24 protein-coding genes and 1 pseudogene are annotated in these 25,994 nt (G+C 62.2%); 13 read left to right on the top strand and 12 right to left on the bottom strand.

Annotated features, from left to right (window positions below; genetic code table 11):
• Positions 1–37: 37 nt before the first annotated feature.
• Positions 38–1,648 carry an ABC transporter substrate-binding protein gene (locus tag AC0L3I_RS15120; protein ID WP_473527373.1) on the bottom strand — a complete coding sequence of 537 codons (1,611 nt, stop codon included), beginning with the start codon at positions 1,646–1,648 and terminating at the stop codon, positions 38–40.
• A 278-nt stretch (positions 1,649–1,926) separates the two neighbouring features.
• Here AC0L3I_RS15120 and AC0L3I_RS15115 point away from each other — a divergent pair, with 278 nt between their 5' ends.
• Positions 1,927–3,114 (top strand): M24 family metallopeptidase, encoded by a 1,188-nt coding sequence (locus AC0L3I_RS15115; RefSeq protein WP_473527372.1) that lies wholly within the window; start codon positions 1,927–1,929, stop codon positions 3,112–3,114.
• Positions 3,115–3,371: 257 nt separating this feature from the next.
• Here the strand turns inward: AC0L3I_RS15115 and AC0L3I_RS15110 are convergent, their stop codons facing one another.
• Genes AC0L3I_RS15110 through AC0L3I_RS15100 form a run of 3 tightly spaced genes read right to left on the bottom strand, consistent with a single transcriptional unit; the run spans position 3,372 to position 5,933 of the window.
• Complete coding sequence (locus tag AC0L3I_RS15110; RefSeq protein WP_473527371.1) at positions 3,372–3,791, bottom strand: cupin domain-containing protein; 420 nt, start codon at positions 3,789–3,791, stop codon at positions 3,372–3,374.
• Positions 3,792–3,795: 4 nt separating this feature from the next.
• Entirely contained in the window at positions 3,796–4,725 is a 930-nt protein-coding gene (locus tag AC0L3I_RS15105; protein ID WP_473527370.1) for a phosphoenolpyruvate hydrolase family protein, read from the bottom strand.
• Between the two features lie 11 nt (positions 4,726–4,736).
• Positions 4,737–5,933, bottom strand: a complete 1,197-nt coding sequence (locus AC0L3I_RS15100; RefSeq protein ID WP_473527369.1) for a Tm-1-like ATP-binding domain-containing protein — start codon at positions 5,931–5,933, stop codon at positions 4,737–4,739.
• A 112-nt stretch (positions 5,934–6,045) separates the two neighbouring features.
• On the opposite strand from AC0L3I_RS15100, the gene AC0L3I_RS15095 reads away from it, so the two are divergent.
• From AC0L3I_RS15095 to AC0L3I_RS15065, 7 genes are all read left to right on the top strand, one after another.
• Positions 6,046–6,729: a TetR/AcrR family transcriptional regulator gene (locus tag AC0L3I_RS15095; RefSeq protein ID WP_473527368.1), complete on the top strand. Its 684-nt coding sequence runs from the start codon at positions 6,046–6,048 to the stop codon at positions 6,727–6,729.
• Between the two features lie 360 nt (positions 6,730–7,089).
• A complete protein-coding gene (locus AC0L3I_RS15090; protein WP_473527367.1) occupies positions 7,090–8,406 on the top strand; it encodes an ABC transporter substrate-binding protein in 1,317 nt (438 codons plus the stop codon).
• Between the two features lie 94 nt (positions 8,407–8,500).
• Positions 8,501–9,406 carry a carbohydrate ABC transporter permease gene (locus AC0L3I_RS15085; RefSeq protein WP_123151652.1) on the top strand — a complete coding sequence of 302 codons (906 nt, stop codon included), beginning with the start codon at positions 8,501–8,503 and terminating at the stop codon, positions 9,404–9,406.
• A gap of 1 nt (position 9,407) precedes the next feature.
• The gene (locus AC0L3I_RS15080; protein WP_123151653.1) at positions 9,408–10,367 is read left to right on the top strand and encodes a carbohydrate ABC transporter permease; all 960 of its coding nucleotides are present in this window, start codon (positions 9,408–9,410) and stop codon (positions 10,365–10,367) included.
• Positions 10,364–10,573, top strand: coding sequence for a hypothetical protein (locus AC0L3I_RS15075; RefSeq protein WP_123151654.1), 210 nt, complete (start codon positions 10,364–10,366; stop codon positions 10,571–10,573). Before AC0L3I_RS15080 ends, AC0L3I_RS15075 begins: the two co-directional genes overlap by 4 nt.
• The gene (locus AC0L3I_RS15070; RefSeq protein ID WP_473527366.1) at positions 10,570–11,679 is read left to right on the top strand and encodes an ABC transporter ATP-binding protein; all 1,110 of its coding nucleotides are present in this window, start codon (positions 10,570–10,572) and stop codon (positions 11,677–11,679) included. Before AC0L3I_RS15075 ends, AC0L3I_RS15070 begins: the two co-directional genes overlap by 4 nt.
• Positions 11,679–12,764, top strand: a complete 1,086-nt coding sequence (locus tag AC0L3I_RS15065; protein ID WP_473527365.1) for an ABC transporter ATP-binding protein — start codon at positions 11,679–11,681, stop codon at positions 12,762–12,764. The genes AC0L3I_RS15070 and AC0L3I_RS15065 overlap by 1 nt, the downstream gene beginning before the upstream one ends.
• A 301-nt stretch (positions 12,765–13,065) precedes the next feature.
• Here the strand turns inward: AC0L3I_RS15065 and AC0L3I_RS15060 are convergent, their stop codons facing one another.
• A complete protein-coding gene (locus AC0L3I_RS15060) occupies positions 13,066–14,037 on the bottom strand; it encodes an AraC family transcriptional regulator (protein WP_473527364.1) in 972 nt (323 codons plus the stop codon).
• 92 nt (positions 14,038–14,129) lie between these two features.
• Between AC0L3I_RS15060 and AC0L3I_RS15055 the strand changes: the two genes are divergently transcribed.
• Positions 14,130–15,341, top strand: coding sequence for an MFS transporter (locus AC0L3I_RS15055; protein ID WP_473527363.1), 1,212 nt, complete (start codon positions 14,130–14,132; stop codon positions 15,339–15,341).
• 64 nt (positions 15,342–15,405) lie between these two features.
• Here the strand turns inward: AC0L3I_RS15055 and AC0L3I_RS15050 are convergent, their stop codons facing one another.
• On the bottom strand, positions 15,406–15,978 hold the full coding sequence (locus tag AC0L3I_RS15050) for a TetR/AcrR family transcriptional regulator (protein ID WP_473527362.1): 573 nt from the start codon (positions 15,976–15,978) through the stop codon (positions 15,406–15,408).
• 105 nt (positions 15,979–16,083) lie between these two features.
• Between AC0L3I_RS15050 and AC0L3I_RS15045 the strand changes: the two genes are divergently transcribed.
• Positions 16,084–16,992 carry an SDR family oxidoreductase gene (locus tag AC0L3I_RS15045; RefSeq protein ID WP_473487819.1) on the top strand — a complete coding sequence of 303 codons (909 nt, stop codon included), beginning with the start codon at positions 16,084–16,086 and terminating at the stop codon, positions 16,990–16,992.
• 37 nt (positions 16,993–17,029) lie between these two features.
• Here the strand turns inward: AC0L3I_RS15045 and AC0L3I_RS15040 are convergent, their stop codons facing one another.
• A complete protein-coding gene (locus AC0L3I_RS15040; RefSeq protein WP_473527361.1) occupies positions 17,030–17,377 on the bottom strand; it encodes a GFA family protein in 348 nt (115 codons plus the stop codon).
• A gap of 121 nt (positions 17,378–17,498) precedes the next feature.
• Between AC0L3I_RS15040 and AC0L3I_RS15035 the strand changes: the two are divergent.
• A pseudogene (locus tag AC0L3I_RS15035) lies at positions 17,499–18,797 on the top strand (amidase).
• 8 nt (positions 18,798–18,805) lie between these two features.
• On the opposite strand, the gene AC0L3I_RS15030 reads toward AC0L3I_RS15035, so the two are convergent.
• The 5 genes from AC0L3I_RS15030 to AC0L3I_RS15010 form a co-directional block, all read right to left on the bottom strand.
• Entirely contained in the window at positions 18,806–19,192 is a 387-nt protein-coding gene (locus tag AC0L3I_RS15030) for a hypothetical protein (protein WP_473527360.1), read from the bottom strand.
• A 42-nt stretch (positions 19,193–19,234) separates the two neighbouring features.
• Positions 19,235–20,215 carry an NAD(P)-dependent oxidoreductase gene (locus AC0L3I_RS15025; RefSeq protein WP_123151662.1) on the bottom strand — a complete coding sequence of 327 codons (981 nt, stop codon included), beginning with the start codon at positions 20,213–20,215 and terminating at the stop codon, positions 19,235–19,237.
• Position 20,216: 1 nt separating this feature from the next.
• Entirely contained in the window at positions 20,217–20,933 is a 717-nt protein-coding gene (locus tag AC0L3I_RS15020) for a FadR/GntR family transcriptional regulator (protein WP_123151663.1), read from the bottom strand.
• Between the two features lie 2 nt (positions 20,934–20,935).
• Positions 20,936–22,105: a mandelate racemase/muconate lactonizing enzyme family protein gene (locus AC0L3I_RS15015; RefSeq protein ID WP_123151776.1), complete on the bottom strand. Its 1,170-nt coding sequence runs from the start codon at positions 22,103–22,105 to the stop codon at positions 20,936–20,938.
• A 67-nt stretch (positions 22,106–22,172) separates the two neighbouring features.
• Positions 22,173–23,060: a sugar phosphate isomerase/epimerase family protein gene (locus tag AC0L3I_RS15010; RefSeq protein ID WP_473487825.1), complete on the bottom strand. Its 888-nt coding sequence runs from the start codon at positions 23,058–23,060 to the stop codon at positions 22,173–22,175.
• Positions 23,061–23,459: 399 nt separating this feature from the next.
• On the opposite strand from AC0L3I_RS15010, the gene AC0L3I_RS15005 reads away from it, so the two are divergent.
• Together AC0L3I_RS15005 and AC0L3I_RS15000 are read left to right on the top strand one after the other, a co-directional pair.
• The gene (locus AC0L3I_RS15005) at positions 23,460–24,515 is read left to right on the top strand and encodes a sugar phosphate isomerase/epimerase family protein (protein ID WP_473527359.1); all 1,056 of its coding nucleotides are present in this window, start codon (positions 23,460–23,462) and stop codon (positions 24,513–24,515) included.
• Positions 24,516–24,672: 157 nt separating this feature from the next.
• Positions 24,673–25,860: a Gfo/Idh/MocA family protein gene (locus AC0L3I_RS15000; protein ID WP_473527358.1), complete on the top strand. Its 1,188-nt coding sequence runs from the start codon at positions 24,673–24,675 to the stop codon at positions 25,858–25,860.
• The last annotated feature ends 134 nt before the right edge of the window (positions 25,861–25,994 follow it).

The raw sequence follows: 25,994 nt of genomic DNA, 5'->3' as shown, positions 1-25,994 counted from the left end.
ACAGATTTCGCTGCGAATTTTCATCCGCGCGATAGTGTCACGATTCCAAATAAGTGTCCGCCCAGTTCGACACCGCCCAGCGCGGGTTGTTGGCGACATTCCCCACCGTGTCTCTGACAACGCTGATGAAGCTCCATTCGGCGACATTGATCAGCGGCAGGTCGGCTGCGACCTTTTTTTGAAACTCCTTGTAAAGTTCCGTCCGCACGGTGGGGTCGAGCGTCTCGGACGCCTTGGCGATGAGGGCGTCGAGTTCGTCGTTCTTGTAGCCGCCCTGGTTGGAGAAAGGCACGCCGTCCGGAATGCCGCTCTGCACCAGGATGGTAGTCGAGATCGCCGGATCGCCGCGGAACACCGGCGGCCCGACCGCAAGGTCGAAGGCGTGGTCGGTGTAGACCGCCTTGATATGGGCGGCCGAGTCGTTGTTGACCAGCTGGGCGTCGATACCGATGGCGGCCAGCGCCTGGCGCAGATAGTCGCCGAACTGCTTGGTTTCGTTGAAATAGGGCGCCGGCAGCAGCTTCAGCGAAAAGCGCTTGCCGTCGTCTCGCTTGCTGTAGCCGGCTTCGTCGAGCAAGGCGTTGGCCTTGGCCACGTCGAAGGCGTAGGTCGGCACATCGGCCGTATAGAATTGCGGATCGTTCTTCGGCACCGGGCCGGTGGCTGTCGCGGCGTAGCCGAGGAACACCGTCTTGACGACGAAATCCTTGTCGATGGCGTGGGCGATCGCCTGGCGCACCTTCAGGTCGGCAAGCTCCTTGCGGCGATGGTTGATCTCGACGACGAGCTGATAGGTCAGCCCCTCATAACCCTTGGTGATCACCTTGAGGCCAGGTACTTTGGATATGCGGTCGAGATCGGCCAGCGGCACAGCGGAAAAGGCGGCGAGCTGGATTTCTTCGGCCTCAAGCGCGCTTGCCGCCGAAGTGCGGTCGGGCAGCACCTGGTAGATGATTTCATCGAGATAGGGCTTGTCCTTGCCCCAATAGTCGGCATTCTTCTCCAGCCGGTAATATTCGCCTGGCTTGTGTTCGACGAATTTGAACGGGCCAGTGCCGATCGGTGCGTTGTTGGCCGGGTTCTCTTCGATCTTTCCGGTCTCGTAGATGTGCTTCGGCACCACGCTGCTCAGCGCCGGCAAGGCGTTGCGGATCAGCTGGAACGGTGTCGGTTTGGCGAATTTGAAAACCGCCGTCAGTTCGTCCGGCGTGTCGACCGCCTCCAGATCCTTGAACACGGTGCGGCCGAGATTCTGCAGCGGCTTCCAGATTTGCAGCGCCGAGAACGCGACGTCGGCGGAGGTGAAGGGTTTGCCATCGTGCCATTTGACGCCCTCGCGCAATTTGAACGTCACCGACAGGCCATCGGCGGCGCCCTCCCAGCCTATCGCCAGGCGCGGGTCGAGCCCGTCCTTCCCGTCGAAGGACGCCTCGGCCAGCGTTTCCACGATTTTGCTCGAGATAAAGAACACACCGTTGGAAGCGACGATCGCCGGGTTGAGGTTACGCGGCTCGGAATCGGCGGCGACAACCAGCCGCCCGCCTTTCTTCGGCGTCTGTGCCAGACCGATGGTCGGCAGCGCCGTCGAGGCCAGCAGGAATGCCGAACCGGCAAGCATGGTGCGCCTGGAAATCGTGACATCTGACATGATCGAACTCCGTCCCTCTCAGCCACCCGGCCGGGTGGCCCAGTACCCTCGGACGCCGGACGGCATCCTTGCAAGGATGATTATGAGCCTTGCCGAGGGTTTCGCCAGAGACGGATTTGGCGCATCCTCATGTGGCTTTGAAAATTTCGTCCGCTGGACCAGTTACAGGGAAGCGGTTCAATCCGACCTTATCTGGTAGAACCAGACTTATCTAGTAGAACCAGACTGGGCACCGCCGGCGATCCGACCGGCCGGCCAGGGAATTCAGGGAGAGAAAGATGAACGTCGCTCCGGGTAAGAATGCCGTCAGCACCATCCCGTTCGACCAGGCCAGGGTCGATCGGCTGATGGAGGAGGCCGGTATCGATGTTCTGCTCGCCACCTCCAAGCACAACACGCAATATCTGCTTGGCGGCTACAAGTTCATCTTCTTCGCCGCCATGGATGCGATCGGCCACAGCCGCTATCTGCCTATCGTGGTCTACGAGAAGGGTGGGCCGGACCACGCCGCCTATATCGGCAACCGCATGGAGGGCGCCGAGCACCAGAACAACCCATTCTGGACGCCGACCTTGCACGCCGCCTGCTGGGGCACGCTCGACGCCGCCAATCTCGCGGTTGAGCACCTGACGAAAATCGGCAAGGGCAACGCCCGCATCGGCATCGAGCCGGCTTTCCTGCCGTCGGATGCCTACACGCTGATCCGCAAGGCGTTGCCGGACGCCAAGCTGATCGACGCGACTGATATGCTGGAGCGGATGCGGGCGATCAAGACGGAAGCTGAGCTGGAGAAGCTGCGCACCGCCTCTGAACTGATCACCGATTCCATGCTGGCAACCATTGCCTGGGCACGCGAAGGCACGACCAAGACCGAGATCATCGAGCAGCTGCGGCGCGAGGAGACCAATCGCGGCGCGCATTTCGAATATTGCCTGCTGACGCTCGGCGCCAGTCACAACCGCGCCGCCTCGCCGCAGGTATGGAAGAAGGGCGAGGTGATGTCGATCGATTCCGGCGGCAATTATCACGGCTATATCGGCGACCTCTGTCGCATGGGCATTCTGGGCGAGCCGGATGCCGAACTCGAGGATCTGTTGGCCGAAGTCGAGGCGGTGCAGCAGGCGGCCTTTTCCAAGGTACGCGCCGGCACGCTGGGTGGTGACATGATTTCCTACGCGCAAGGCGTGCTGAAGAAATCCAAGGTCGCGCCCTATACCGATTTCTTTGCGCACGGCATGGGGCTGATCACGCATGAAGCGCCGTTCCTGATGACCAACCATCCGGTGACCTATGAAGGCACCTATGCCGAAAAGCCGCTGGAGAAAAACATGGTGCTCTCGGTCGAGACGACGATGCTTCACCCGACGCGCGGCTTCATCAAGCTGGAGGACACGGTGGCGGTCACCGACGCTGGCTACGTCATGTTCGGCGACCGGGGCAGGGGCTGGAACCGGGGTGGGGTTTGACAGCCTTGCAATGAAGGCGCTGCCCCCTCACCCGGATTGCCAACCGAATTGCAAGGGCAATTCGGGACAATCCGACCTCTCCCCGAAGGGAGAGGAGATCGCCAGCGACGGCGCCTACCTCTTCTCCCCCCGGGGAGAAGGTGGCCGCCCACGGGTCTTGCCTCCGGCAAGCCCGAGGACAGGCCCCGCGGCCGGATGAGGGGGGCAACTCCAAATGCGATTAGCCCTGCTGCAAACAAGGAGGCGGGGTGTAGAGATCACTTCCCGCCCGGCGGCAGCAGCCTGAAATCCGGCAGTTCGCGCAGCGCCAGTTCCGGCCCGGCCGGCGAATAGACGACGAAAAGCTGCATCGGCGCATCGCCGGTGTTCAGCGTCGAGTGGAAGCGGCTTTCCGGCACATAGATGGTGCAGCCGGGGCCGACCTTCTCAACGACCGGATTGCCGTTCTCGTCTTCGACCATCTGCTCGCCATTGCCTGATATGACAAAGATGATCTCTTCAGCACCTGGATGATTGTGGCGCGTGTGGCCCTTGCCGGACGGCAGGTCGACGACGCCGCCGGAAAAACGCGTCGCGCCGTTCACTTCGGGAGCCACCGTCAGCGACAGTCTGCCCCAGTTGAAGCCGAAGGCGCTGACATCCTTCGGATACACGAATACCTTGCTCTGGTCGGTCATCGTCTCATCCCTTCCTTTTCTTGGCGACAGTTTTTGTGCCGCTTTGTCTTTTTGTTTTAGCGTCGGATTTTCCCAAAGCCGGTTCCCACTTTTGGGTCCGATGCTCCAGCATGACGGCCTTGAAATCCGCAGTCTGCCTGGCGATCGCCGTTTCTGCCGGCAGCCGCTCCATCGAACTGGCGCCGTAGAAACCGTGCAGGCCCTTGCAGCGTTCGAGGATGTACCGGGCATCGTCCGGCATCGAGATCGGCCCGCCATGGCAAAGCAGGATGACATCCTTGCGCACGACACGCGCCGCTTCAGCGATCGCGTCGATCTCCGTCACGCAGTCGTCGAGCGATTTGGCCGACGTCGCGCCAATCGAACCGCCGGTGGTCACCCCCATATGGGCGACGACGATGTCGGCGCCGGCCTTGGTCATGGCGCGCGCTTCATCGGGGTTGAACACATAGGGCGTGGTCAGGAGATCGAGTTCGTGTGCTGCGGCGATCATGTCGACCTCGAGCCCAAAGCCCATGCCGGTTTCCTCGAAACTTTGCCGCATCTGGCCGTCGAACAGGCCGATGGTCGGAAAGTTCTGCACGCCGGAAAAACCCATCGTCTTCATCTCGGCTAGCAGCAGCGGCATGATGACGAAGGGATCGGTGCCGTTGACGCCGGCCAGCACCGGCGTCTTCTTCACCACCGGCAGCACCTCATAGGCCATTTCCTTGACGATCTCGTTGGCGTTACCATAGGCGAGCAGGCCGGCGGCCGAGCCGCGCCCGGCCATGCGGTAGCGGCCGGAATTGTAGATGATGATCAGGTCGATCCCGCCGGCCTCCTCGGCCTTGGCCGAAAGGCCGGTGCCGGCACCGCCGCCAACGATCGGTACGCCGCCGGCAATCATCTTGCGGAACTTTTCCAGAATCTTCTTGCGTGGTATCGCGGCCATGGCTTCGGCTCTCACTGTCTGGCGATGTCGAGGAAAGCCGCAACCGCAGCCTTGGCGAATTTGGGGTCGTTGATGTGCAGCGGCAGGCGGATCACGCGACGCGTGTTATCCGGCATGATCGTGCGCTCGATGGCCTCGAAGAGTGCTGCATCGGCTTCAGGGTCAAAGAAGGCGCCGCCTTCGATGTCGAGCGCCGATACGCCCTTTTCGGGGATGAGGAACCGGACCGGACCGTCGCAGAGGCTCAGTCTCGCGCCGATCCATTCGCCGATTTTGCGGCTTTCTTCCGGTGTCGTGCGCATCAGCGTCACGTTCGGATTGTGCTCGTAAAACAGCCGCCCGCTATAGCGTTCCGGAATGGTCGACGGCGCCCAGAAATTCACCATATCGAGCGCGCCGACCGAGCCGACATAGGGCAGTTTCGTGCGGGCGATCGCGCCGAAGCGGTCTTCGGTCGCCGGCAGAACGCCGCCAAACAGGAGGTCGCAGACTTCTGTCGTCGTGATGTCGATGACGCCGGACAGCAAGCCGCTGTCGGCCAGCTTCTCCATGCTGCGGCCGCCGGTCCCGGTGGCGTGGAAGACCATGCAGTCATAGGTCGAACGAAGCTGCTCGGCGATGGAAGTCACGCATGGCGTTGTGACGCCGAACATGGTGAGGCCAATCGACGGTCTGCCGTCGGGTGGCGGCGGCGGTTTTGCAGCCATGCCTGCTATCGCCTGCGCGGCATTGTGCAGCACGACACGAGACAGCCGATTCAGGCCGGCCATATCGGTCACCGACGGCATCATGACGATGTCGGAGACATCGACGTAAGGTGCAGTGTCGCCCGAGGCGAGCGTCGAGACCATGATCTTGGGCAGGCCGAGCGGCAGCGCGCGCATGCCTGATGTGATGATCGAAGTGCCGCCACCACCGCCGATGCCGATCACACCTGATATATCGGTGCGCGATTGGACAAACCGGGTGAAGGCGATGGCCATTGCCGCCACCGCGGTTCCGCGATCGTCGCTGCCCAGCACGGCACCGCTGCCATCGGGATGATGGCCGGCGACCTCTTCGGCCGAGACATCGACCGGCACGGTCGCATTGCGCGTTCCGACGTCGACGCGGGCGACAGCAGCACCGGTGGCTGCGACCGCATCGGCCAGAAAGGCGAGTTCCTCACCCTTGGTGTCGGCGGTGCCCACCACATAGACGCGCTTCATTGCGTTTCCCCGGTTCTAGGCGCGCTCGGTGTTGCCGCCTGCCGCTCTTTGCCCGGCCGTTCAGCATCGCGAAGGCCATTGCAATTTTTTGAGACGCGCGTATCGTATTGACATGAATGTCTCACGTCAACAAGCGGCGGTTTCCGACGATGCCGGTTCTGGGGCCGCACGTGGACCGCGCGCCCGCACAAGACGGTTGATGCTGGAGACGGCGACAAGGCTGATGCAGGCGGGCGCCACGCCTTCAGTCAGCGAGGTCGCCGAAGCGGCGGAAGTCTCCCGCGCCACCGCCTATCGGTATTTTCCAAGCCAGACGGCGCTGGTCCAGGCGGTGGTCGACGAAGGACTCGGGCCGATCCTCACCTGGAAATCGGCCTCGACCGATCCCGAGCGCCGCGTCGCCGAACTGTTCGATACCGCCATGCCGCGCATCGAGGCCTTCGAGGCGACCTTCAAGGCGGCGCTGAAGCTGTCGCTCGACCAGTGGGCGCGGCGGCAGGCAGGCACGTTGGGCAGCGAGCCGACCTTCACGCGCGGCCATCGTGTGGATCTGCTCAAGGACGCGATCGCACCGCTCAAGAACCGGCTGCCGCCACGCGAATTCAAGCGCCTGGCACAGGCCCTGTCGTTGATCTTCGGCGTCGAAGTGCTCATCATACTGAAGGATATATGGGGGCTGGACAGCCGCAAGATGATGTCGGTAGCGCAATGGGCAGCCGGCGCCCTGGTACGGGCTGCAGTGATGGAATCGATGACCGGAGGAGATAGAAGCGCGCCGGCGACAGCTACGGAATAGCATCGATCTGGTTCGACCAGATGGGGATGCCCACTACCGACAATAGCCGATATGTCGTAGCGCGAACAAGAGCCTTGTGTATCAACGAGTAGGAAAATTTAAGAAAAACAGACAGATGTTGCTGGAATCCGCTTGTCCGAGGCGCTGGCATCGTCCAAGAAAGAGCTTGACGTGCGTCCGAAATTGGTAATACCAGATCAGGACAATATAGCGGATTAAAAGTGAGGGCTGCGATCCATTTTCCGGCTGGGCGAGGAGGCTCAAAAACCGGAATGTTGCCATCACGGGAGGAACTACCAGGGTCGGCCTCACCGCCGGCTCGCATGATACGGTAGAATGCGCACAAGGGAGGAAATCATCATGCGCAAGACAATGACCAGTATGCTTGCTGGTATCGGCTTAGTGCTCGCCTGCGGAACGTCCGTCTACGCGCAGGATAAGGAACTCACCATATTCTGGGCTGAATGGGATCCGGCGAACTATTTGCAGGAACTCGTCAACCTTTACGAGGCCGAAAGCGGCGTGAAGGTCACGGTCGAGACGACGCCGTGGCCAGATTTCCAGACCAAGGCGTTCACCGAGTTCAATGCCAAGGGAAGCGCCTATGACATGGTCGTCGGCGACTCGCAGTGGTTAGGGGCAGCTTCCGAGGGCGGCCACTACGTCGATCTGACGGACTTCGTGAAGAACAACAAAGTGCTGGAGACGATGGCCCCGGCGACCGTCAAATTCTATTCCGAATACCCGGGCAACAGCGGCAAATACTGGTCGATCCCGACTGAGGGCGACGCCGTCGGCTGGTCCTATCGAAAGGACTGGTTCGAAGACCCGAAGGAAATGGAGGCGTTCAAAGCCAAGTACGGCTATGACCTTGCCGTGCCGAAGACTTGGAAAGAAATGACCGACATCGCGGAGTTCTTCAACCGACCCGATCAGAACCGCTACGGCATCGCAATCTACACCCAGAACCAATATGACGGTCTCGCCATGGGCGTCGAGAATGCGATCTTTTCCTACGGCGGCGAACTTGGCGATTATGCGACCTATAAGGTGGACGGGGTCATCAACTCGGACAAGAACGTCGCGGCGCTTGAGAATTACCGCAAGCTCTTCGGCTTCACGCCGCCCGGATGGACCAACGCCTTCTTCACCGAGGACAACCAGGCGATCACCGAGAACCTGGCGGCGATGAGCATGAATTATTTTGCCTTCTTCCCGGCCCTGGTGAACGAGGCGTCGAACCCGAATGCCAAGGGCACTGGCTTCTTCGCCAACCCGGCTGGCCCCGGGGGTGACCAGTTCGCCGCGCTCGGCGGTCAGGGCATCTCAATAGTCTCCTATTCCGAGAATAAGGAAGAGGCGATGAAGTTCCTCGAATGGTTCATCAAGGACGAGACCCAGAAGAAATGGGCCGAGCTCGGCGGCTACACTTGCAATAAGGCGGTGTTGGAGAGCGCCGAGTTCCAGAACGCGACGCCTTACAACAAGGCTTTCTACGAGACCATGTTCAAGGTGAAGGATTTCTGGGCGGTGCCGGAATACGCCGAGCTGTTGCAGCAGCTCAACCAGCGCGTCTATCCGTACGTCGTGAACGGTCAGGGCACTGCAAAGGAGACGCTTGACGCACTTGCAGCCGACTGGAACGCGACGTTCAAGAAGTACAACCGCGTGCAGTAAAGCGCGGCTTGATCTCGGAGGGGGCGGCCGCCCGCCCCCTCCGTTTCCGTTTCAAGAACCGAAATTCAAGAAGAAGACTGGGAAAGAACGGTCCATGGCCACCACAGTCATAACGACGTTGGATCCAAAATCGCGCGCCGCCTCCCATGGCATGAGCGACATCACGATCCGTAACCTCTTCATCATACCGACGATCCTATTCCTGATCATCTTCAACATTTTTCCGTTGATCTATTCGCTCGGTTACTCCTTCACCGATTTTCGTGCATCGACCAGCGCGGCTGCGAATTTCGTCGGACTGCAGAATTATCGCGAGCTGCTCAACGATCCCTACATCTGGAACAATTTCGCGGTCACGGCAAAATACGTGATCGTCTCGGTCGTCGGGCAGGTCGTGGTCGGCTTCGGCACGGCGATGCTCCTCAATCGCGACATTCCCTTCAAGGGGCTGATCACGACGCTGCTGCTTTTGCCGATGATGCTGTCTATGGCCGTCGTCGGTCTGTTCTGGAAACTGCTCTACGACCCGTCCTTCGGCATCATCAATTACGCGCTGGGCCTTGGAAAATTCGAATGGGTCGGAAATGCCGACATGGCTCTCTACGCGATCGCCATCACCGACATCTGGATGTGGGCGCCCTTCGTCATGCTGCTGTCGCTCGCCGGCCTGTCGGCGGTGCCGAAGCATCTTTACGAGGCAGCCGCGATCGACCGCGCCGGCTCGTTCTATACGTTCTTCCGCATTACGCTGCCACTGGTCGCCCCCATCCTGATGATCGCGATCATCTTTCGCACCATGGAGGCGTTCAAAACCTTTGATCTTGCCTATGTACTGTCGACGCAGCCGACCACCGAGGTGATCTCGATCCGGCTCTACAAGATGGCGTTCCAGGAATGGCAGACCGGGCGCTCCTGCGCGCTCGCCTACATCGTGCTGATCATGGTCTTGGCGATCACCAATATTTACGTCAAATACCTGAACAAGGTGAAGGAGCGCTAGCATGGCCGCCGTCACCACCTCTACCGAGCGTTCGCTCAACAAGCTCGCCATCGTCGGCGTGCTGATCGTCACGATTATCTTCCTGGCGCCGATCTACTGGATAGCCTCGACGGCGTTCAAGCCGCGCAACCTCGCCACCACCATCCCGCCGACGGTGGTCTTCCAGCCGGAGATTTCGCCCTTCGTCAAGCTGTTCACCAAGCGCTCGCAGTTGCGCACTGCGCCGACGCCGGAACAATACGCCGCCGCCCCGTGGTGGGAGCGGCTGGTGTTTGACGGCGGCGAGAAGGTGGTGCGCTCGGGCAGGGGCGAGGTGCAGTGGTCCGGCTATCCGAGCCGCTTCATGAATTCGCTGATCGTGGCCATCACCTCGACGATCCTCGCCGTCGGCATGGGCACCTTCACGGCTTACGGGTTCTCGCGCTTCAAGATAAAGGGGGAGCAGGACCTGCTCTTCTTCATCCTGTCGACGCGCATGCTGCCGCCGGTGGTGGTGGCGATCCCTATGTTCCTGATGTACCGGGCGGTTGGCCTCAACGACACGCATTGGGGCCTGATCATCCTCTACACCGCCTTCAACCTCAGCTTCTCTGTCTGGCTGATGAAGGGGTTCATGGACGAAATTCCGAAGGAGTACGAGGAGGCGGCCCTCGTCGACGGCTATACGCGCATGGAGGCATTCTTCAAGATCGTGCTGCCGGAGGCGGCTACCGGCATCGCCGCCACCGCCGTGTTCTGCTTCATCACGGCGTGGAACGAATATGCCTTCGCGCTGATCATGACCAACCGGCGGGCCCAGACCGCGCCGCCGTTCATTCCGAGCCAGGTCGGTTCCGGCCTGCCCGACTGGACGGTCATCGCGGCCGGCACCTTCCTGTTCCTGCTGCCGGTCGCCATCTTCACCTTCCTGTTGCGCAACCACCTCCTGCGCGGCATGTCCTTCGGAGCGATCCGCAAATGATCCGCCATGGTACAATCCAGCGCACGGCCGAGATCGTGATGGTGCTCGGCATCATCGCGCTCTGCCAGCCGTGGAATTTCTTCCTGCACCGCTACGGGCTGACGATCATCATCGTCGGGCTGCTGACGTTCATGATCACCGGCTGGGTCGGTCCAAGGCAGAAGCCGCAGGCGACCGGCGCGCCGGAAAAAGAAGGTCACGCATGACCCAGATCGAGCTTCGTGGCGTCCAGAAATTCTTTGGCGCCGTTCAGGTCATCAAGGACCTCAATCTCAAGATCGACGACAACGAGTTCATCGTACTGCTCGGCCAGTCGGGCTGCGGCAAGACGACGACGCTTCGCGCCATCGCCGGGCTGGAGACGATCGACGGCGGCGATGTCCTCATCGACGGCAAGCCGGTCCAGCATCTCAAGGCTGCCGACCGCGACATCGCCATGGTCTTCCAATCGTTCTCGCTCTATCCGCATATGAGCGTCTACGAGAACATCGCTTTTCCGTTGCGCGCCATGCGCAAGAGCAAGGCGGAGATCGACGGCGAGGTTCGCTCGGTCGCCAAAGTGCTGCAGATCACCGACCTGCTCGGCAAGAAGCCGTCGGCGCTGTCGGGCGGCGACATGCAGCGCGTGGCGATCGGCCGGGCGCTAGTGCGGCGGCCGAAGGCGATGCTGATGGACGAGCCGATTGGCGCACTCGACGCCAAGCTGCGCGAGGAGATGCGCGCGGAGATCAAGCGGCTGCACATCAAGCAGGGCTCGACCACCATCTACGTCACCCACGATCAGATCGAGGCGATGAGCCTTGCCGACCGCATCGTCATCATGCATGAGGGCGTTCTGCAGCAGGTAGGCAGCCCATCGGAAGTGTATACGCACCCGGCCAATTTGTTCGTCGCGCAATTCGTTGGCTCGCCAGTGATGAACGTCGCCAACGCGGCGGTGACGATGAACGGCTCCGGCGCCAGGGTCACCCTCGACGGGGCCGCGGAAGGGTTCCTTTTCCCGGCCGAACTGGGCGGCCAACTCGACGTCGCGAACGTCGGGCAGGACCGCCTTGCACTCGGCATCCGCCCCGAAGGCGTGATGGTCTCGCGCGAGCCGGCGGACGGTTACCTGCCGGTCGAGGCGCACATCATCGAACCGCTTGGCTCCTACGACATCGTCGACCTCAAGGTCGGGGCACAGATGTTGCGCGCCCGCACCCGTTCCGGTTTCGTCGGCAAGCCGGGGGTCCAGGTCTTCGCCAAGCTCGACCCGGCGCAGGCGCACTTCTTCGACACGGCAAGCGGCAATTCGCTGGGGGTGAGACTCTGATGGCCCATATCCAGCTCAAGAATATCTCGAAGACATTCGGCAATCACACCGCATTGACCGGGCTCAATCTCGACATTGCCGACGGCGAGTTCTTCGTGCTGCTCGGCGAGACCGGCGCCGGCAAGACGACGACGCTGCGCATGATCGCCGGCCTGGAAAAGCCGGACGAGGGTCAGATATTCATCGACGGCGCTGATGTCGCCGACTGGGGTGCGGCCGAGCGCGACGTGGCACTGGTTCTGCAGCAATACTCGCTCTATCCGCGCTATACGGTGCGCGAAAACCTCGAATTCCCGCTGAAGCCAAAAATCCGCCGCATCGAGCCCGACGAGATCAAGACGCGCGTCGACCGCGTTGCCAGGACCTTGCGTATCGAGCATCTGCTCGACCGCAAGACGGATCGCCTCTCTGGCGGCGAGATGCAGCGCGTTTCGATTGGTCGCGCCATCGTCAGGAAGCCCCGCGTATTCCTGATGGATGAGCCCCTTTCGGCGCTCGATGCCAAGCTGCGGGAGGCGCTGCGTACCGAGCTGAAGAACATCCAAATGAACCTTGGTCAGACCTTCCTGTTCGTCACGCACGACCAGATCGAGGCGATGTCGATGGGCGACAAGGTTGGCGTGCTCAACCATGGCCGCATCGTCCAGACCGGCACACCGTATGAGATCTATAACAATCCGCGCGACACCTATGTGGCGAGCTTCGTCGGCTCGCCGCCGATGAACCTCATCGACGGCAAGCTCGTCGACGGCCGCGCGGTGATGGCACCGCTGAATTTCGAGCTGCCTTTTACGGGGGGTGCCAAGACGAGCGGTGCGACCGACGGTCGCCCGCTCGTCTTCGGTATTCGTCCCGAGGATGTCTATCTCGAGGGCGGGGCGCCGGTGGAAGCGCGCGTCCACGATGTCGAGAACCATGGCGTCGAGAAGATCCTTACCCTGCGGGTCGGCGACGCCATGCTGCGGGCCACGGTGCCGGCCAGAACCGATGTCGAAATCGAGCAGCCGGTGCGCTTTGCCTGGGATCCGGACAAGGTGGTGCTGTTCGACAAGGCTAGCGGAATAAGCCTTCGTCACGCAGGCTAAGAGACTGTTTGGAAACTCTACTCCGGCGGCCATCTGATGGCGTTTTCTGTGCTTCCGGTGCTCACGGACCCAAATGTCCGCTCCGCTCCGGTTCTCGAAACCACCACCATATGACTCGCCGGAGCGACTTTCGAAACAGTCTCTAAGCGCGCCTGCTGGGCGGGAAGGATGCTAGAGCGGGATGCGTTCAAACTGAACGAGGCATCCCGCTCTATCTATTTGTTTTAGCCGCATTTCTGCGACGCCAAGTGATTCCACTTGGGTGCAAAATGCTCTCGCGGCTTGAAGCCTTTGGCCAGGTTTAGACGGCTTGACGGGCCTCGGCCTGTTCCTCGGCGCGGAGATGGCTGGGAGCCGATCCGATGACGCGCTTGAACGCCCGGCTGAAGGACGCGTCGGATTCATAGCCCAGGCGTGCGGCGACGACGGAAATCTTCAGCTGGTCGCGGACCAGCCATTGCCGTGCCTGGTGCATTCTCACCTGGGTGACATATCTCGCCGGGGTTTCGCCGACGACCGTCGCGAAGCGCTCGGCGAAACCCGATCGCGAGGCGCCCATCATCCTGGCGAGCGTTTCCACGGTCCAATCGCGGTCCGGTTCGAGATGGATCGCGGCCAGCACGCGGCCGATCTCGCGGTCTCTCACCGCCGCGATCCATCCGGACGAGTCGCCGCAGCCGCGCTCGACCCACGAGCGGATGACGGTGGCCGCCAGCACATCGGCGAGCCGGGCCAGGATGCCGCCGGAACCGACGCGCTCCATCGTCACTTCGCGCGCCATCGCCTCCAGCAGATGCGGGATGCCGGGTTCATAGGCTTCCAATTCGTGCGCGCGCATTACGTCCGGCATCATGCCGAGCAATGGGTGCAAGCCGTCGAGATTGAAATACATGCTGCCGAAAAACAGCAGCGTCCCCGGCCGGCAACCTTCATTGGACATGCAGTAAACGTTCTTGCAGACCTCGGCGACCTCATAGCCCTGGATCGGCGAAGCCTCGGTGCCGGGCTCGCTCGCCAGGACGTGTGCCGCACCGCGCGGCAGCAGCACCGCGTCGCCCGCCTTGAGCTCCACCCATTCGCCGGACGGCTGCAGCAGCCAGCATCCCTTGCGGCCGATGAAATGAAACCGCGCAGCCGTCTGGGCCGGAAACTGGAGGCCCCAAGGCTCCTGCATTTCACAGCGGCCGTATTCGACGCCGTCGAGCCGTAACCCGCGCAATATGTCTGTCAGCGGATCACCGGTGACCGGAACTTTGGACGAATAGTCAAGCATGATGGTGTTTCTAGCATGGAAACTCCAGGCGGTCACTCCCTATGTTGCACTGCAGCCAAATGTTGCGCTGCAACCAGATCGGAGATTCCATCATGACCGAACCCGCGACAGGCGTCATGGACGCCGTTCTCGATCCCGCGGAAACCGAGGAACGAGCCGAGCCGGCGTGGGGGGCGGTCGTATCCCTTGCGCTCGGTGTGTTTGGGCTGGTGACCGCAGAATTCCTGCCTGCCAGTCTGCTGACGCCGCTGGCGCAGGACCTCGGTGTGACGGAAGGGACTGCCGGCCAAGCGGTGACAGCGACGGCCGTTGTCGGCGCGATAGCCGCTCCGACCATGGCTATCGTCACCAAACGGCTGGACCGCAGGCTGGTCATGTGGGGACTGACAGTGCTCCTGATCCTGTCGAATCTGGTAGCGGCGTTTGCCTCTTCGCTTCCCGTTCTTCTGATCGCTCGCATCATGCTCGGAGTAAGCCTCGGCGGCTTCTGGTCGATGTCGGCGGCCATGGCGATGCGGCTTGTCCCGATGCGGCTGATGCCGCGCGCCATGTCGATCATTCTCACCGGCGTTTCGGTGGCGACGGTCTGTGCCGCCCCAGTCGGCGCCTATGTCGGCGACATCTGGGGATGGCGAACGGCCTTCATGATCGCGGCGGTTGTCGGCGCCCTGGCGCTGCTCGTGCAGATCGCCACCCTTCCGAAGCTGCCGCCGGCGGGCGTGGCAAGTGTTCGGACCTTGCTGGAAGTGATGAAGCGCCCGATGATCAGGGTTGCGCTTCTGGTGGTCCTACTGGTCGCTTCGGGACACTTTGCCGGCTTCACCTATGTCCGCCCGTTTCTTGAGAAGGTGCCTGCGCTGGACATCGAGACGATCTCTCTCGTGCTGCTCGCCTTTGGCATCGGTGGATTCTTCGGCAACTTTGCCGGTGGCTTCATGGCCGAACGCAGTCTCAAAACCGCCGTCGGCATGGCGCCTCTGCTGATTGCTGTGGCAGCCGCCTTGCTGCTTACTCTCGGAGCCTCGCCAGTCGTTGCGGCGATAGCGGTTGCCGCCTGGGGCTTTGCCTTCGGCGCGGTGCCCGTCGGGCTGCAAACCTGGCTGGTGCGAGCCGCTCCCGACCAGGCTGAAAGCGCCGGCGGGCTGATGGTCGCGACGTTCCAGGTGGCCATTGCGCTGGGCGCGGTTTTCGGCGGCCTGCTCGTCGACAATGCCGGCGTTGCCAGTGCTTTCGCCTATTGCGGAATCGCGACGTTGCTGGCGGCCTTGGCGGCGTTCTTGCTCGGCCCGAGAAGCGCGACCTAAGCCATTCCGCACGTGCGTCCAACGTAGGACGCCTCTTGCCTCCAAGAAATGGCCCGAAAATCGGTTATGGTTTTCGGGCCGTGGCGATTGCGGCGACGAAACGGCCCAGACTGTCTTCGACGTAGGATGCAACTTCGACTTTCGGGTCGAAACTCCACCAAAGCAGCGAACCTTGCCAGTGCGATGCCATCAGCAGGCCGATATCCAACGGCGTGTTGGCCACCGAAGCAAAGCAAGAGTCGAGGATGTTGCACAGGGATGCCTTCCACGATGCCCCGCGCGCGCGAAGCATCGGATCGCGCAGATCTTCACGCAGGACGAGCAGGCCCTCGGCATAGGATTCGATGCCGCCATAGTCACGCGAAAGCGCCACCAACAACCCGATCGCGCCAGCAGGGGTTCTCTGTATCGCATCGGCGAGCTTTATCGTATTCTCATCCAGCCTATCCCATGCCTGCAGCAAGGTTCTTTGCCTGAGCGTGGCCTTGTTCTTAAAACGCTGCACCAGGGTCGAGCCGGAAAGTCCGCAAGCCTTGGACAGCCGTTCGAATGTGAGGCTCTCCGGGCCATGCTTGTGGATCAGCCGGTGCGCCGCTTCCAGCACGTGCTCGTCGGATTGCGTTTTTTGCCGCGGCATCTTGACATCCATTTATAACCGAATGATCATTTATATATTATGGCATTGAAGAAAGCCAGCGTTTGGTTGGTCAGAGTCTGGTTGGTCAGAGCCGTGGGGAGTTCAATGACGCTTGAGGGAAAAGTCGCCTTGGTCGCGGGTGCAACGCGCGGTGCGGGGAGAGGTATTGCGGTCGAACTGGGCGCCGCGGGCGCGACGGTTTATGTCACAGGGCGGACGACACGCATGCATCAGTCCGAATACGCCCGCCCGGAAACCATCGAGGAAACGGCGGAGCTTGTTTCAGCGCAAGGCGGCCATGGCATCGCTGTGCAAGTCGATCATCTGGTTGTGGAAGACGTGCGCAAGCTGGTCGACCGGATACGTACCGAGCAGGGCCGCCTCGATGTGCTGGTCAACGACATCTGGGGCGGGGAGAAACTGTTTGAATGGAACAAGCCGGTTTGGGAGCATGATCTCACGAATGGTTTGCGCATGTTGCGGCTGGGCATCGACACGCATCTGATCACTGCGCATTACGCGCTGCCGCTTCTGATTGAGCGCCCGGGCGGGCTGCTTGTCGAAGTCACCGACGGCACAGCCGAGTATAATGGAGACCACTATCGGCTTTCCCCGTTCTACGACCTCGCCAAAGTGTCGGTGACCCGCATGGCCTGGGCCCATGCTCAGGACCTTGCCCCGCACGGTGCCACCTCGATTTCGCTGACACCCGGCTGGTTGCGTTCGGAAATGATGCTCGAGGCATTCGGCGTCACGGAGGACAACTGGCATGATGCGACAGCGAAAGTGCCGCATTTTGTCATCTCGGAGACGCCGCGCTTTGTCGGGCGCGCGGTGGCGGCGCTTGCGGCGGACCCGGATCGTTCGCGCTGGAACGGACAGTCGCTGTCGAGTGGCGGGCTGGCGCAGCTCTACGGTTTTACCGATCTCGACGGCTCGCGGCCCGACGCGTGGCGCTACGTTCCCGAGGTTCAGGACGCCGGCAAACCAGCCGATGTGACGGGGTACCGTTAGACCGCTCGAACGCTGGGAGCCGGCAATAGTTTCGGTTTCAGGCCGCGCGGCCGTCGAAGTCGAGAACCGGCACAGCGGCAAGGTCCAATCCGTCGATGCAATGGATATTGACGTAGGCGCTTCGTTCGCTCCCTTCGCTGACATCCTCGGCCAAGGGGTGAATGCCGCAGGTCCGGCAGAACCGGTGGGCGATGACATGGTTGCCGAAAGTGTACCTGCCAAGATCGTAGCCCCAGGCAATCACCTGCAATGCCTCGTGCGGCACCGCCCATAGCAGCGCGCCCTTGCGCGAGCAGATCGAGCAATTGCATCGCACGGCTCCGGTCAGATCGCCTTCGACCTCGAAGGCGATCTTGCCGCAGTGGCAGCTGCCTTTGTAGAGCATCAGGTCTCCTCCTTCCGTTCGACAGGGGTGCAAATGTGCTTTTGCCGGGTTATGTCTCTGCAGGCCATGCACCAGTCGTTGCCTGTAAGACGTTGCAGGCGTCCGGAGTCCGACACCGAAAATGCAATCCGTCCGCGACCGCCTCGAAGTCGTCCTTTCGCGTCTCGCCGTCCGCGCGGACAATGAAAGCGTATTCGTAAAGCTCTATCCGGAGGCCGCACGGGCAGCAGCCGATGCGGCCGATGGTCGGCGCAGAGCCGGCGTGACGCTCGGGCCGCTCGACGGAACAATTCTGTCGATCAAAGACCTGTTCGATGTCGCCGGCGAGCCGACCACGGCCGGTTCGTTGCTGCTCAGCACCGCGGCGCCGGCGCTGCGGGATGCCGTCATCGTGCAACGATTGCGGCAGGCAGGCGCCATCATCTTCGGCAAGACCAACATGACTGAATTCGCCTTCACCGCGATCGGCGTCAACCCGCATTACGGCACGCCCGGCAATGCGACCGACGCCAGCCGGATTGCGGGCGGCTAATCCTCCGGCGCCGGTGTTTCCGTTGCCGAAGGCACGAGCGAGATCTCGATCGGTTCCGACACCGGCGGTTCGGTGCGCATTCCGGCATCGCTGAACGGTGTCGTCGGCTTCAAGCCGACGGCGCGGCGCGTGCCGCGCGATGGCGTCTTCCCGCTATCGGCCACGCTGGACTCCATTGGCCCGCTCGCGCGCACCGTTGCCGAATGTGCCGCAGCCGACGCGGTGATGGCCGGCGAAGAGTTCGCGGCACTTGTTCCGCTCTCGCTTGCCGGACTGCGCATCGGTGTTCCGCGCGGCGCGCTCTTCGAGGATACGGAAGAAGAGGTCGCAGCAGCGTTCGACCGATGTGTTCACAAGGTGGAACTCGCGGGTGCACGCCTCGCTGATCTGTCCATCGATGACCTCCTTGCCGATTTGCGCGCGGTAACCAGGCGGGCCTCGATCGCGGCAATGGAGGGTGCCGAGGTCCATGCAGATTGGCTGGCGACTGGCGCGACGACACCGGTGGATCCGCGGGTGAGCGAGCCGTTGTCACGCGCTGCCGCCGTTCCGGCCACGGCCTATATAAGGGCAATCCGCCGCCGCACGGCGCTTGTCGCGGCCATGGAGGAGCGGCTGGCGTCTGTCGATGTGCTGGCCCTGCCGACCACACCGGTCACCGCACCGACAATCGTGTCGATGACCAGCGACGAAGTTCTATGTGAGCGTATGGAAGGCCTTCTGCTGCGCAACACGCAGGTCGCCAACCAGTTCGACCTCTGTGCGATCTCGCTGCCGATGCCGGGAATGGCGCGCCCTGCCGGGCTGATGCTGGTGGCGCGCAACGGCCACGACCACCGTCTCTTGCGTATCGCGGCGGAAGTCGAGGCACTGCTTGGCCGTGGATGATGTGAACGTCAATGCGACGAACAGTGGCCGCGTTCGCTATCCCTGGACGCGCGTTCGACACCGGTCGCGACCAGCCATGGCAAAGTGTATCGCTTGCCGTTGAGGGTCTGGGTCCGGGTCTCGATGGAGCCGACAACGACGACCTTGCCGGCGTAGAGCTTGTCAGAGAGATCGAGCGCCTTGTCCTCCTGCGGCAATCCATCGATGTCGATCGACACGCCCTTGATGATCTTGCCCGTGGCAAGATCGAGCGCGCTGTCCGACGGACAGGGCGCCATCACGCACCGCAGGCCGTTGTCGCAATAGACATAACTGCTCTCGGCCGCAGCGAGCGAGGGCGGGACGCACATCGAAAAGATGGTAGCAAGCAGCGGCGTGTGGCGAAGAACGGGCATGGGTCCAGCGTCTTGAAGAAATGGGGCGAAACGGCCGTGGCGCTACGCGTCGGCCGGAAACCGCCGCCGGTAGTGCTCGACCACTTCGGGATTGCGCAGATTGACCGGCAATTTGTTGGCCAGTACCAGCAAGGTTTCATCAGCCGACCCGACGCCCATGCGCATCATCGATTGCTCGGTGATGCCGGCCATGTGCGGGGTGATGATGACATTGTCGAAGCCGAAATAAGGATGATCTGAGGGCAGCGGCTGCGTCGCAAAGACATCGAGCGCGGCACCGCCGATACGGCCCTTTTGCAGCGCTTCGATCAGCGCGTCGTCGTCGATCACCGGCCCGCGCGAAATATTGATCAGCAGCGCATGGGGCTTCATTCGACCGATGCGCTCGCGGTTGATCAGGCCGCGTGTCTCCGGTGTCAGCGGGCAGCACAGAACGATGATGTCGCTCTGCTCGACCAGTGCGTCGATCGACAGGAAGCCGACGCTGTCCAGCGCCGGCCTCATGCTGCGCGTCGTCGCCACCACGTTCAGGTCGAAACCATGGGCCGCGATATGGCCGACTGCCTGTCCAATGGCGCCGAAGCCAATAATGCCGATCGTCTTGCCGGCAAGCTCGCTGGCGAGAATGGTGTGGTCGCGACCGGCCAGCCAGCCCTTCGCCCGCAAGTCGCGGTCTACTACGCGGAAACGCCGAAGCAGCGCCAGGGCTGCAAACATCACGTATTCGGCGACCGACCGCGCATTGACCGCCGGCACGTTTGCGACCAGCACGCCGGCTGCAGTGGCCGCCTCCATCGGGACCATGTCGAGCCCGGCGCCATGGCGGATTGCGGCCCGGAGCTTCGTCGCACCTTCGAAAAGCGCTGATGGCAGTGGCGCACGAACGATGATGATGTCGGCATTCCTCGCCTCAGTCGCCAGCGTGTCCGCATCGAGGGCGGAGGCGACGACGAGTTCACCGGCCCCAGTCAGCATGGCGGAGGCGCGCGGGTGAAGCGTGTGTGTCGTCAAGATTTTAGGCATGTCAGACCTGTTCGAGCGCTGGACTGTGAGGTTCTGCCCCACCACCCTCGATCAGGCCTTTCCAGTAGCTTTCCGCACCTTGCAGATGGGCGCTCATGAGCGCCTGGGCGAGGTTGCCGTCGCGGCGCAGCAGCGCCTCGTAGATCTGGATGTGCTCGGCATGCGAGCGCACGCTGCGTTCGGGATCGTTGAAATAGATCGGCAGGCGTTGTTCGCCCATCATGTAGTAGACGCTGCATATGTTGTGAAAAACGCTGTTCTTGGTCGCCCGCACGATTTCAAGGTGAAATTCGCGGTCTTCCTTGGCGAGACCCTCGCCCGCCGCAATGCGGTCTTCCGAAGCCTTCAGGATTTCGCGCAGCCGCTCGAAATTTTCCTCGGTGGCACGCGAACAGGCAAGCTCGGCGGCCTTGATCTCGTGGATCTTGCGCAACTCGACCGTCTCGTAGATCTGGATCGGATCGAGCGGCAGGCCGGCCCTGGCAAAAAGCGCCATCGCCTCGACGCTGGCCTGCTTGGTGTCGATGTAGATGCCGGACTTGGCCCGGCGCTCGACGATGCGCATGGCTTCAAGGATAGCCAGCGCCTCGCGGATCTGGCCGCGGCTGACGACGAAATGCTCCGCCAGTTCTCGCTCCGACGGCGTTCGGCCCGTCGCCTTGTCGGAGTGGGAGAACAGATAGGCGGCGAGTTCCGCGAGAAGGTTCTTTTCTTTCATGATCAGCCGCGTAGCGCGTGCGCCTCCAGGAACCGTTCCGAAAGGGTGAATCCCAGTCCGGGCTTCTCGGGGATCGCTATCATACCGTCCTTTGCTTCGACAGTCTCCTCGATCAGATCGTGGATCATCGGGTTGGCGCCAAGCGAATATTCGACGGTAAAGCTAGCCGGCGAAGCAGCGCAGACATGCAGCCCGGCAAAGAAGCAAGGGGCGCCGGCCCACAGATGCGGCGCGAAGCGCAGATTGAAGGCGCTGGCGATGGTGCTGATCTTCATCGCCTCGCTGATGCCGCCGCAGAAGGCTGGATCCGGCTGGAAGATGTCGGCCGCTTTGAGCGTGGCGAGGTCGCGGAAGGCATAGCGCGTCGCCTCGCTCTCACCGGTGGCGATCGGGATGGAGCCGGACGCCCGCACTTCGGCCATCCCAGGCTTGTCGTCGGCGATGACCGGCTCCTCGAACCAGGCCAGATCGAGATCGCCGGCGAGATGGATGAAGCGTTTGGCTTCCGCCACCGTATAGGTGCCGTGCGCATCGACCATAAGATCGAGTTCAGGGCCGAGCGCCTGTCTTGCGGCGCGGACGCGGGCGGCCGAATTGTGCGGGGTGCCGTCCATCGCGCCGATCCGCATCTTCAGCGCCTTGAAGCCACCCTTGGCGATATAGGATTTCAACTGGTCGCCGATCGCTTCGGTGGGGGCCCAGCCACCGGAAGCGTAGGCCGGCATGCGATCGAGCTTGCGGCCGCCGAGCAGCCGCCAGACCGGAACCCCCAGCGACTTGCCCAGAATATCCCACAATGCGATGTCGACGGCGCTGATTGCGGCGACGCTGATGCCGCGCCGCGCCAGTTGCGGCATGGCGTGGCCGTTTTGCGCGGCGCTGTCGTGGCGCACGCCATTGTAAAGCATCTCCCAGATCACCCCGAGGTCGGCCGGATCGCAGCCGATCAGCTGCGGGCCGACCTCATGGTTCAGCATGTGGACGAGGGCGCCATAGCTGCCGGTGCTGCCGGCGGCATTCTTGCCTTCGCCCCAGCCGACCAACCCATCGTCAGTCTCGATGCGCAGGATGGCGGCGTCGAACGTCGTCACCTGACCGAAGTCGCTGCGGTGCTGCCGTGCCGCTTCGATCGGTATGCGGACCCACCAGGCTTGGACCGTCTTGATGCGCATGTTCATCCTCTGCCTTGCCGCCGTTAGGGGCCGCCGTCGGGCGGAAAGGCTCGTTTCCAGAGATCGACTACTTGATCAGCGGCAGCAGCGTTTCGGCGGTGATGCGCATCTGGTCGGTGTAGAACTTTTCCGTGAGCACGCTGGAACCGTGGTCCTGGATGAATTTGAGCTGCTCCGGCGAGATGTCGACCGGGTTGCGTTCAACCATGTCGGGATAGGGAGCAGCCGGCGTGCGGTCGACAGGGGCGACGAACTCGTTGGTCAGCGCGCCGTCGTAGCCGACTTCCTTCAGGGTGCCGACGATCTTCGGCCAGTCGATCTGTCCGAGACCGGCGGCGAAGCGGTTGTTGTCGGCGACGTGGAAATCGAACAGGCGCTTTCCGACCTGCCGGATGGCATCGTAGACGTTAAACTCCTCCATATGGAGGTGATAGGCGTCAAGGCAGACACCGCATTCGGGGCTGACCGCATCGGCCAGCGCCATTGCCTGGGCGCCGCGGTTGAACAGATAGGTCTCGAAGCGGTTGAGCGGCTCTACCGCGATCTTGACGCCCACTTTCTTGGCATGGGTAAAGCATTCCCTGGTGGCGTCGACCACCCATTTCCATTCTTCTTCCTCGGTGCCGTCCGGCACCACCTTGCCGACGGTGGCGGGAACCAGCGTGATGATCTCGCCGTCGAGTTCGCTCACCATCGTCAGCACGTCCTTGACGTACTGCACCGAGCGCTCGCGCTGGCCCTGGTCCTTGGCGGCGAGGTTGCGCTCGCCCAGCATCAGCGTCACCGCCCCCCAGCAGCGGATGCCGTGCTCCTTCAGGAGGGCACGTGTCTCATTGATCTTGTATTGCGCGGGCTCGCCGGAAATCTCGATCGACTCATAGCCGAATTTCTTGATGCGTTTGAGCGTCGTCTCCAACGGTTCCGCCCGCATCCAGTTGTGCGTCGAAAGATGCATGGTCTGTCCTTCCCAGAATTCGCCTGTAACAATTCGCCTGCGACGCACTCCACCAGATTGCGTTGCATGGTTCCTCCCCAAGGCACTCCAGCATTTGTCGTAACTGGTTCGACCAATTGGGCGTGAAAAGAGGGTCTACAGCAATTTCATCTGGACGGCAAGAAATCCTGCACGGCAGCCCCGGCCCATGATTATTTCTTTGATTAAACTGGCGTATTTGCCCGCAGCCCGGTAATTTTCGCAGCGCTGGTTGCGAGCGGCGGCGCTTGACCAAACGACCATATTTGGTAATACCAGAATGGCGGTGCGCACTAGCGCCTGTCGAGAAAAGACCAAAGAGGCTGGCCCTGCTTTCAATCGGCGCTATGCTTGGTCGTGGATAAATTAGGGAGGATGCCGATGCCGTCGACAATGAAGGGTCCTGGGCTGTTTCTGGCGCAATTCGCGGGCGATGCCGCACCGTTCAACTCGCTGCCGTCGATCACCAGATGGGCGGCCGGGCTGGGCTATAAGGGCGTGCAGATCCCGACCTGGGACAGCCGGCTGTTCGACCTCGAGAAGGCGGCGTCCTCCCAGGCCTATTGCGACGAAGTGAAGGGCATCTGCACTGAGGCGGGCGTTGAGATCACCGAGCTGTCGACGCACCTGCAGGGGCAGTTGGTGGCGGTGCATCCGGCCTATGACGCGCAGTTCGACGGCTTCGCGCCGCCTGCGGTGCACAACAATCCTAAAGCCAGGCAGCAATGGGCCGTCGAACAGATGAAGTTCGGCGCCAAGGCTTCGAAAAATCTCGGGCTCAAGGCGTCGGTGTCGTTTTGCGGGGCGTTGGCCTTCCCCTACCTTTATCCTTGGCCGCAACGGCCGGCGGGGTTGATCGAGGAGGCGTTTTCCGAACTGGGAAAGCGCTGGAAGCCGATCCTCGACGTCTATGAGGACAATGGCGTCGATCTCGGCTACGAGATCCATCCGGGAGAGGACGTCTTCGACGGCGCGACCTTCGAGATGTTCCTCGACGCCGTGGGCGGCCACAGGCGCTGCAACATCAATTACGACCCGTCGCATTTCCTGCTGCAGCAACTCGACTATCTCGAATTCATCGACATCTATCACGAGCGGATCAAGGCGTTCCACGTCAAGGATGCCGAGTTCAATCCGACCGGCCGGCAAGGCGTCTATTCCGGCTATCAGAGCTGGACGAACCGGGCCGGGCGTTTCCGCTCGCTCGGCGATGGCCAGGTGGATTTCGGCGGCATCTTCTCCAAGCTCGCCCAATATGACTACGATTCATGGGCGGTACTGGAATGGGAATGCTGCCTGAAGCACCCCGAGGATGGCGCGGCCGAAGGCGCTCCCTTCATTCAGCACCACATCATCAGGGTGACGGAAAAGGCATTCGACGATTTCGCCGGCAGCGCGACCGATAAAAAGGTGCTGCGCGCCATGATGGGAATCTAGCGCGATTTTCCCTCCCCCTCGAGGGGAGGGTCGATCCGCGCAGCGGATCGGGGTGGGGTCGCAGGGCGTAGAGCTCCGCATCAACCGACCCCTCCCGGCCTTTCGGGCCACCCTCCCCTCAAGGGGGAGGGGTATTTCAGACACGAGGGAGAAAATCATGGTCGGCGCATCGAAGTCGGAAGCGGGAGGCGGCCCGATCCGCTACGGCATGGTCGGCGGCGGGCAAGGCGCCTTCATCGGCGCCGTGCACCGGATCGCAGCGCGAATGGACAATGAGTTCGTGCTGGTCGCCGGTGCCTTATCGTCCGATCCGGCGCGTGCGAAAGCGTCGGCCGAGGAGCTCGGGCTCGATCCGGCGCGCAGTTACGGCTCGTTCGCCGAGATGGCCAAGGCCGAGGCCAAGCGGCCGGACGGTATCGAAGCGGTGGCCATCGTCACGCCCAACAATGTGCATGTGCCGGCGGCGAAGGCTTTTCTCGAAGCCGGCATCCACGTCATCTGCGACAAGCCGCTGGCGACGACGTTGGCGGAAGCGAAGAAGCTGGCGGCATTGGTCGAAAAGACCGGCAAGGTCTTTGTCCTCACCCACAATTACACCGCCTATCCGATGGTGCGGCAGGCGCGCGAGATGGTGGCCAAGGGACAACTCGGCGACATCCGTATCGTGCAGTCGGAATACCCGCAGGACTGGCTGACCGAAGACCTCGCCGCCACCGGCCAGAAGCAGGCGGCCTGGCGCTCCGACCCCAAGCAGGCCGGCGCCGGCGGTGCGCTGGGCGACATCGGCACGCACGCCTACAATCTCGCGCGCTTCGTCTGTGGATTGGAGCTCGATTCGCTTTCCGCCGATCTCGACGCCTTCGTGCCGGGGCGACAGCTCGACGACAATGTCAACGTGATGTTGCGCTTCAAGCCGGTCGGCAAATCGCATCCGGCCAAGGGCATATTGTGGGCGAGCCAGGTGGCGCCCGGCCACGAGAATGGGCTGAAGCTGCGTATCTACGGCTCGAAGGGCGGGCTTGAATGGGTGCAGGCCGACCCGAACTATCTCTGGTACACGCCGTTCGGCCAGCCGAAGCAGTTGATCACCCGAAACGGCCCCGGGGCGCTGCCCGTCGCTGGGCGCGTCAGCCGCGTTCCGTCAGGCCATCCGGAAGGCTATCTCGAAGGTTTCGCCAACATCTATCAGGAGGCGGCCCGCGCCATCCGCGCAGCGCGCCGCAAAGGCGGCAAGCCGGCTAAGGATGTCATCTTCCCGACCATCCAGGACGGTGTCGAAGGCATGGCCTTCATCGAAGCCTGCGTGAAGTCGTCGAAGAAGAATGGAGCCTGGACGAAACTTTAATCGCTGCGCCCGGTTAACGGGGGAGGGGGGGGCCCCCCCCCACCAACCACCCCAAGGAAAAGCAAAAACATGGGAGAGACCGACAGCCCAACCCCCACCGCCGGCCGGCGGCGGACAGGGGGGCGGGGCGCCGG

The organism is Mesorhizobium sp. WSM4840, from assembly GCF_055811755.1.
Note: the sequence above shows the minus strand (reverse complement) of the source record. Positions and strands in the feature narration are given on the sequence as shown.

What these genes read in the sequence shown, in the direction of transcription:
- AC0L3I_RS15120 (WP_473527373.1), bottom strand. Translation starts at nt 1,648, where the DNA reads ATGTCAGATGTCACGATTTCCAGGCGCACCATGCTTGCCGGTTCGGCA.
- AC0L3I_RS15115 (WP_473527372.1), top strand. Translation starts at nt 1,927, where the DNA reads ATGAACGTCGCTCCGGGTAAGAATGCCGTCAGCACCATCCCGTTCGAC.
- AC0L3I_RS15110 (WP_473527371.1), bottom strand. Translation starts at nt 3,791, where the DNA reads ATGACCGACCAGAGCAAGGTATTCGTGTATCCGAAGGATGTCAGCGCC.
- AC0L3I_RS15105 (WP_473527370.1), bottom strand. Translation starts at nt 4,725, where the DNA reads ATGGCCGCGATACCACGCAAGAAGATTCTGGAAAAGTTCCGCAAGATG.
- AC0L3I_RS15100 (WP_473527369.1), bottom strand. Translation starts at nt 5,933, where the DNA reads ATGAAGCGCGTCTATGTGGTGGGCACCGCCGACACCAAGGGTGAGGAA.
- AC0L3I_RS15095 (WP_473527368.1), top strand. Translation starts at nt 6,046, where the DNA reads ATGAATGTCTCACGTCAACAAGCGGCGGTTTCCGACGATGCCGGTTCT.
- AC0L3I_RS15090 (WP_473527367.1), top strand. Translation starts at nt 7,090, where the DNA reads ATGCGCAAGACAATGACCAGTATGCTTGCTGGTATCGGCTTAGTGCTC.
- AC0L3I_RS15085 (WP_123151652.1), top strand. Translation starts at nt 8,501, where the DNA reads ATGGCCACCACAGTCATAACGACGTTGGATCCAAAATCGCGCGCCGCC.
- AC0L3I_RS15080 (WP_123151653.1), top strand. Translation starts at nt 9,408, where the DNA reads ATGGCCGCCGTCACCACCTCTACCGAGCGTTCGCTCAACAAGCTCGCC.
- AC0L3I_RS15075 (WP_123151654.1), top strand. Translation starts at nt 10,364, where the DNA reads ATGATCCGCCATGGTACAATCCAGCGCACGGCCGAGATCGTGATGGTG.
- AC0L3I_RS15070 (WP_473527366.1), top strand. Translation starts at nt 10,570, where the DNA reads ATGACCCAGATCGAGCTTCGTGGCGTCCAGAAATTCTTTGGCGCCGTT.
- AC0L3I_RS15065 (WP_473527365.1), top strand. Translation starts at nt 11,679, where the DNA reads ATGGCCCATATCCAGCTCAAGAATATCTCGAAGACATTCGGCAATCAC.
- AC0L3I_RS15060 (WP_473527364.1), bottom strand. Translation starts at nt 14,037, where the DNA reads ATGCTTGACTATTCGTCCAAAGTTCCGGTCACCGGTGATCCGCTGACA.
- AC0L3I_RS15055 (WP_473527363.1), top strand. Translation starts at nt 14,130, where the DNA reads ATGACCGAACCCGCGACAGGCGTCATGGACGCCGTTCTCGATCCCGCG.
- AC0L3I_RS15050 (WP_473527362.1), bottom strand. Translation starts at nt 15,978, where the DNA reads ATGCCGCGGCAAAAAACGCAATCCGACGAGCACGTGCTGGAAGCGGCG.
- AC0L3I_RS15045 (WP_473487819.1), top strand. Translation starts at nt 16,084, where the DNA reads ATGACGCTTGAGGGAAAAGTCGCCTTGGTCGCGGGTGCAACGCGCGGT.
- AC0L3I_RS15040 (WP_473527361.1), bottom strand. Translation starts at nt 17,377, where the DNA reads ATGCTCTACAAAGGCAGCTGCCACTGCGGCAAGATCGCCTTCGAGGTC.
- AC0L3I_RS15030 (WP_473527360.1), bottom strand. Translation starts at nt 19,192, where the DNA reads ATGCCCGTTCTTCGCCACACGCCGCTGCTTGCTACCATCTTTTCGATG.
- AC0L3I_RS15025 (WP_123151662.1), bottom strand. Translation starts at nt 20,215, where the DNA reads ATGCCTAAAATCTTGACGACACACACGCTTCACCCGCGCGCCTCCGCC.
- AC0L3I_RS15020 (WP_123151663.1), bottom strand. Translation starts at nt 20,933, where the DNA reads ATGAAAGAAAAGAACCTTCTCGCGGAACTCGCCGCCTATCTGTTCTCC.
- AC0L3I_RS15015 (WP_123151776.1), bottom strand. Translation starts at nt 22,105, where the DNA reads ATGCGCATCAAGACGGTCCAAGCCTGGTGGGTCCGCATACCGATCGAA.
- AC0L3I_RS15010 (WP_473487825.1), bottom strand. Translation starts at nt 23,060, where the DNA reads ATGCATCTTTCGACGCACAACTGGATGCGGGCGGAACCGTTGGAGACG.
- AC0L3I_RS15005 (WP_473527359.1), top strand. Translation starts at nt 23,460, where the DNA reads ATGCCGTCGACAATGAAGGGTCCTGGGCTGTTTCTGGCGCAATTCGCG.
- AC0L3I_RS15000 (WP_473527358.1), top strand. Translation starts at nt 24,673, where the DNA reads ATGGTCGGCGCATCGAAGTCGGAAGCGGGAGGCGGCCCGATCCGCTAC.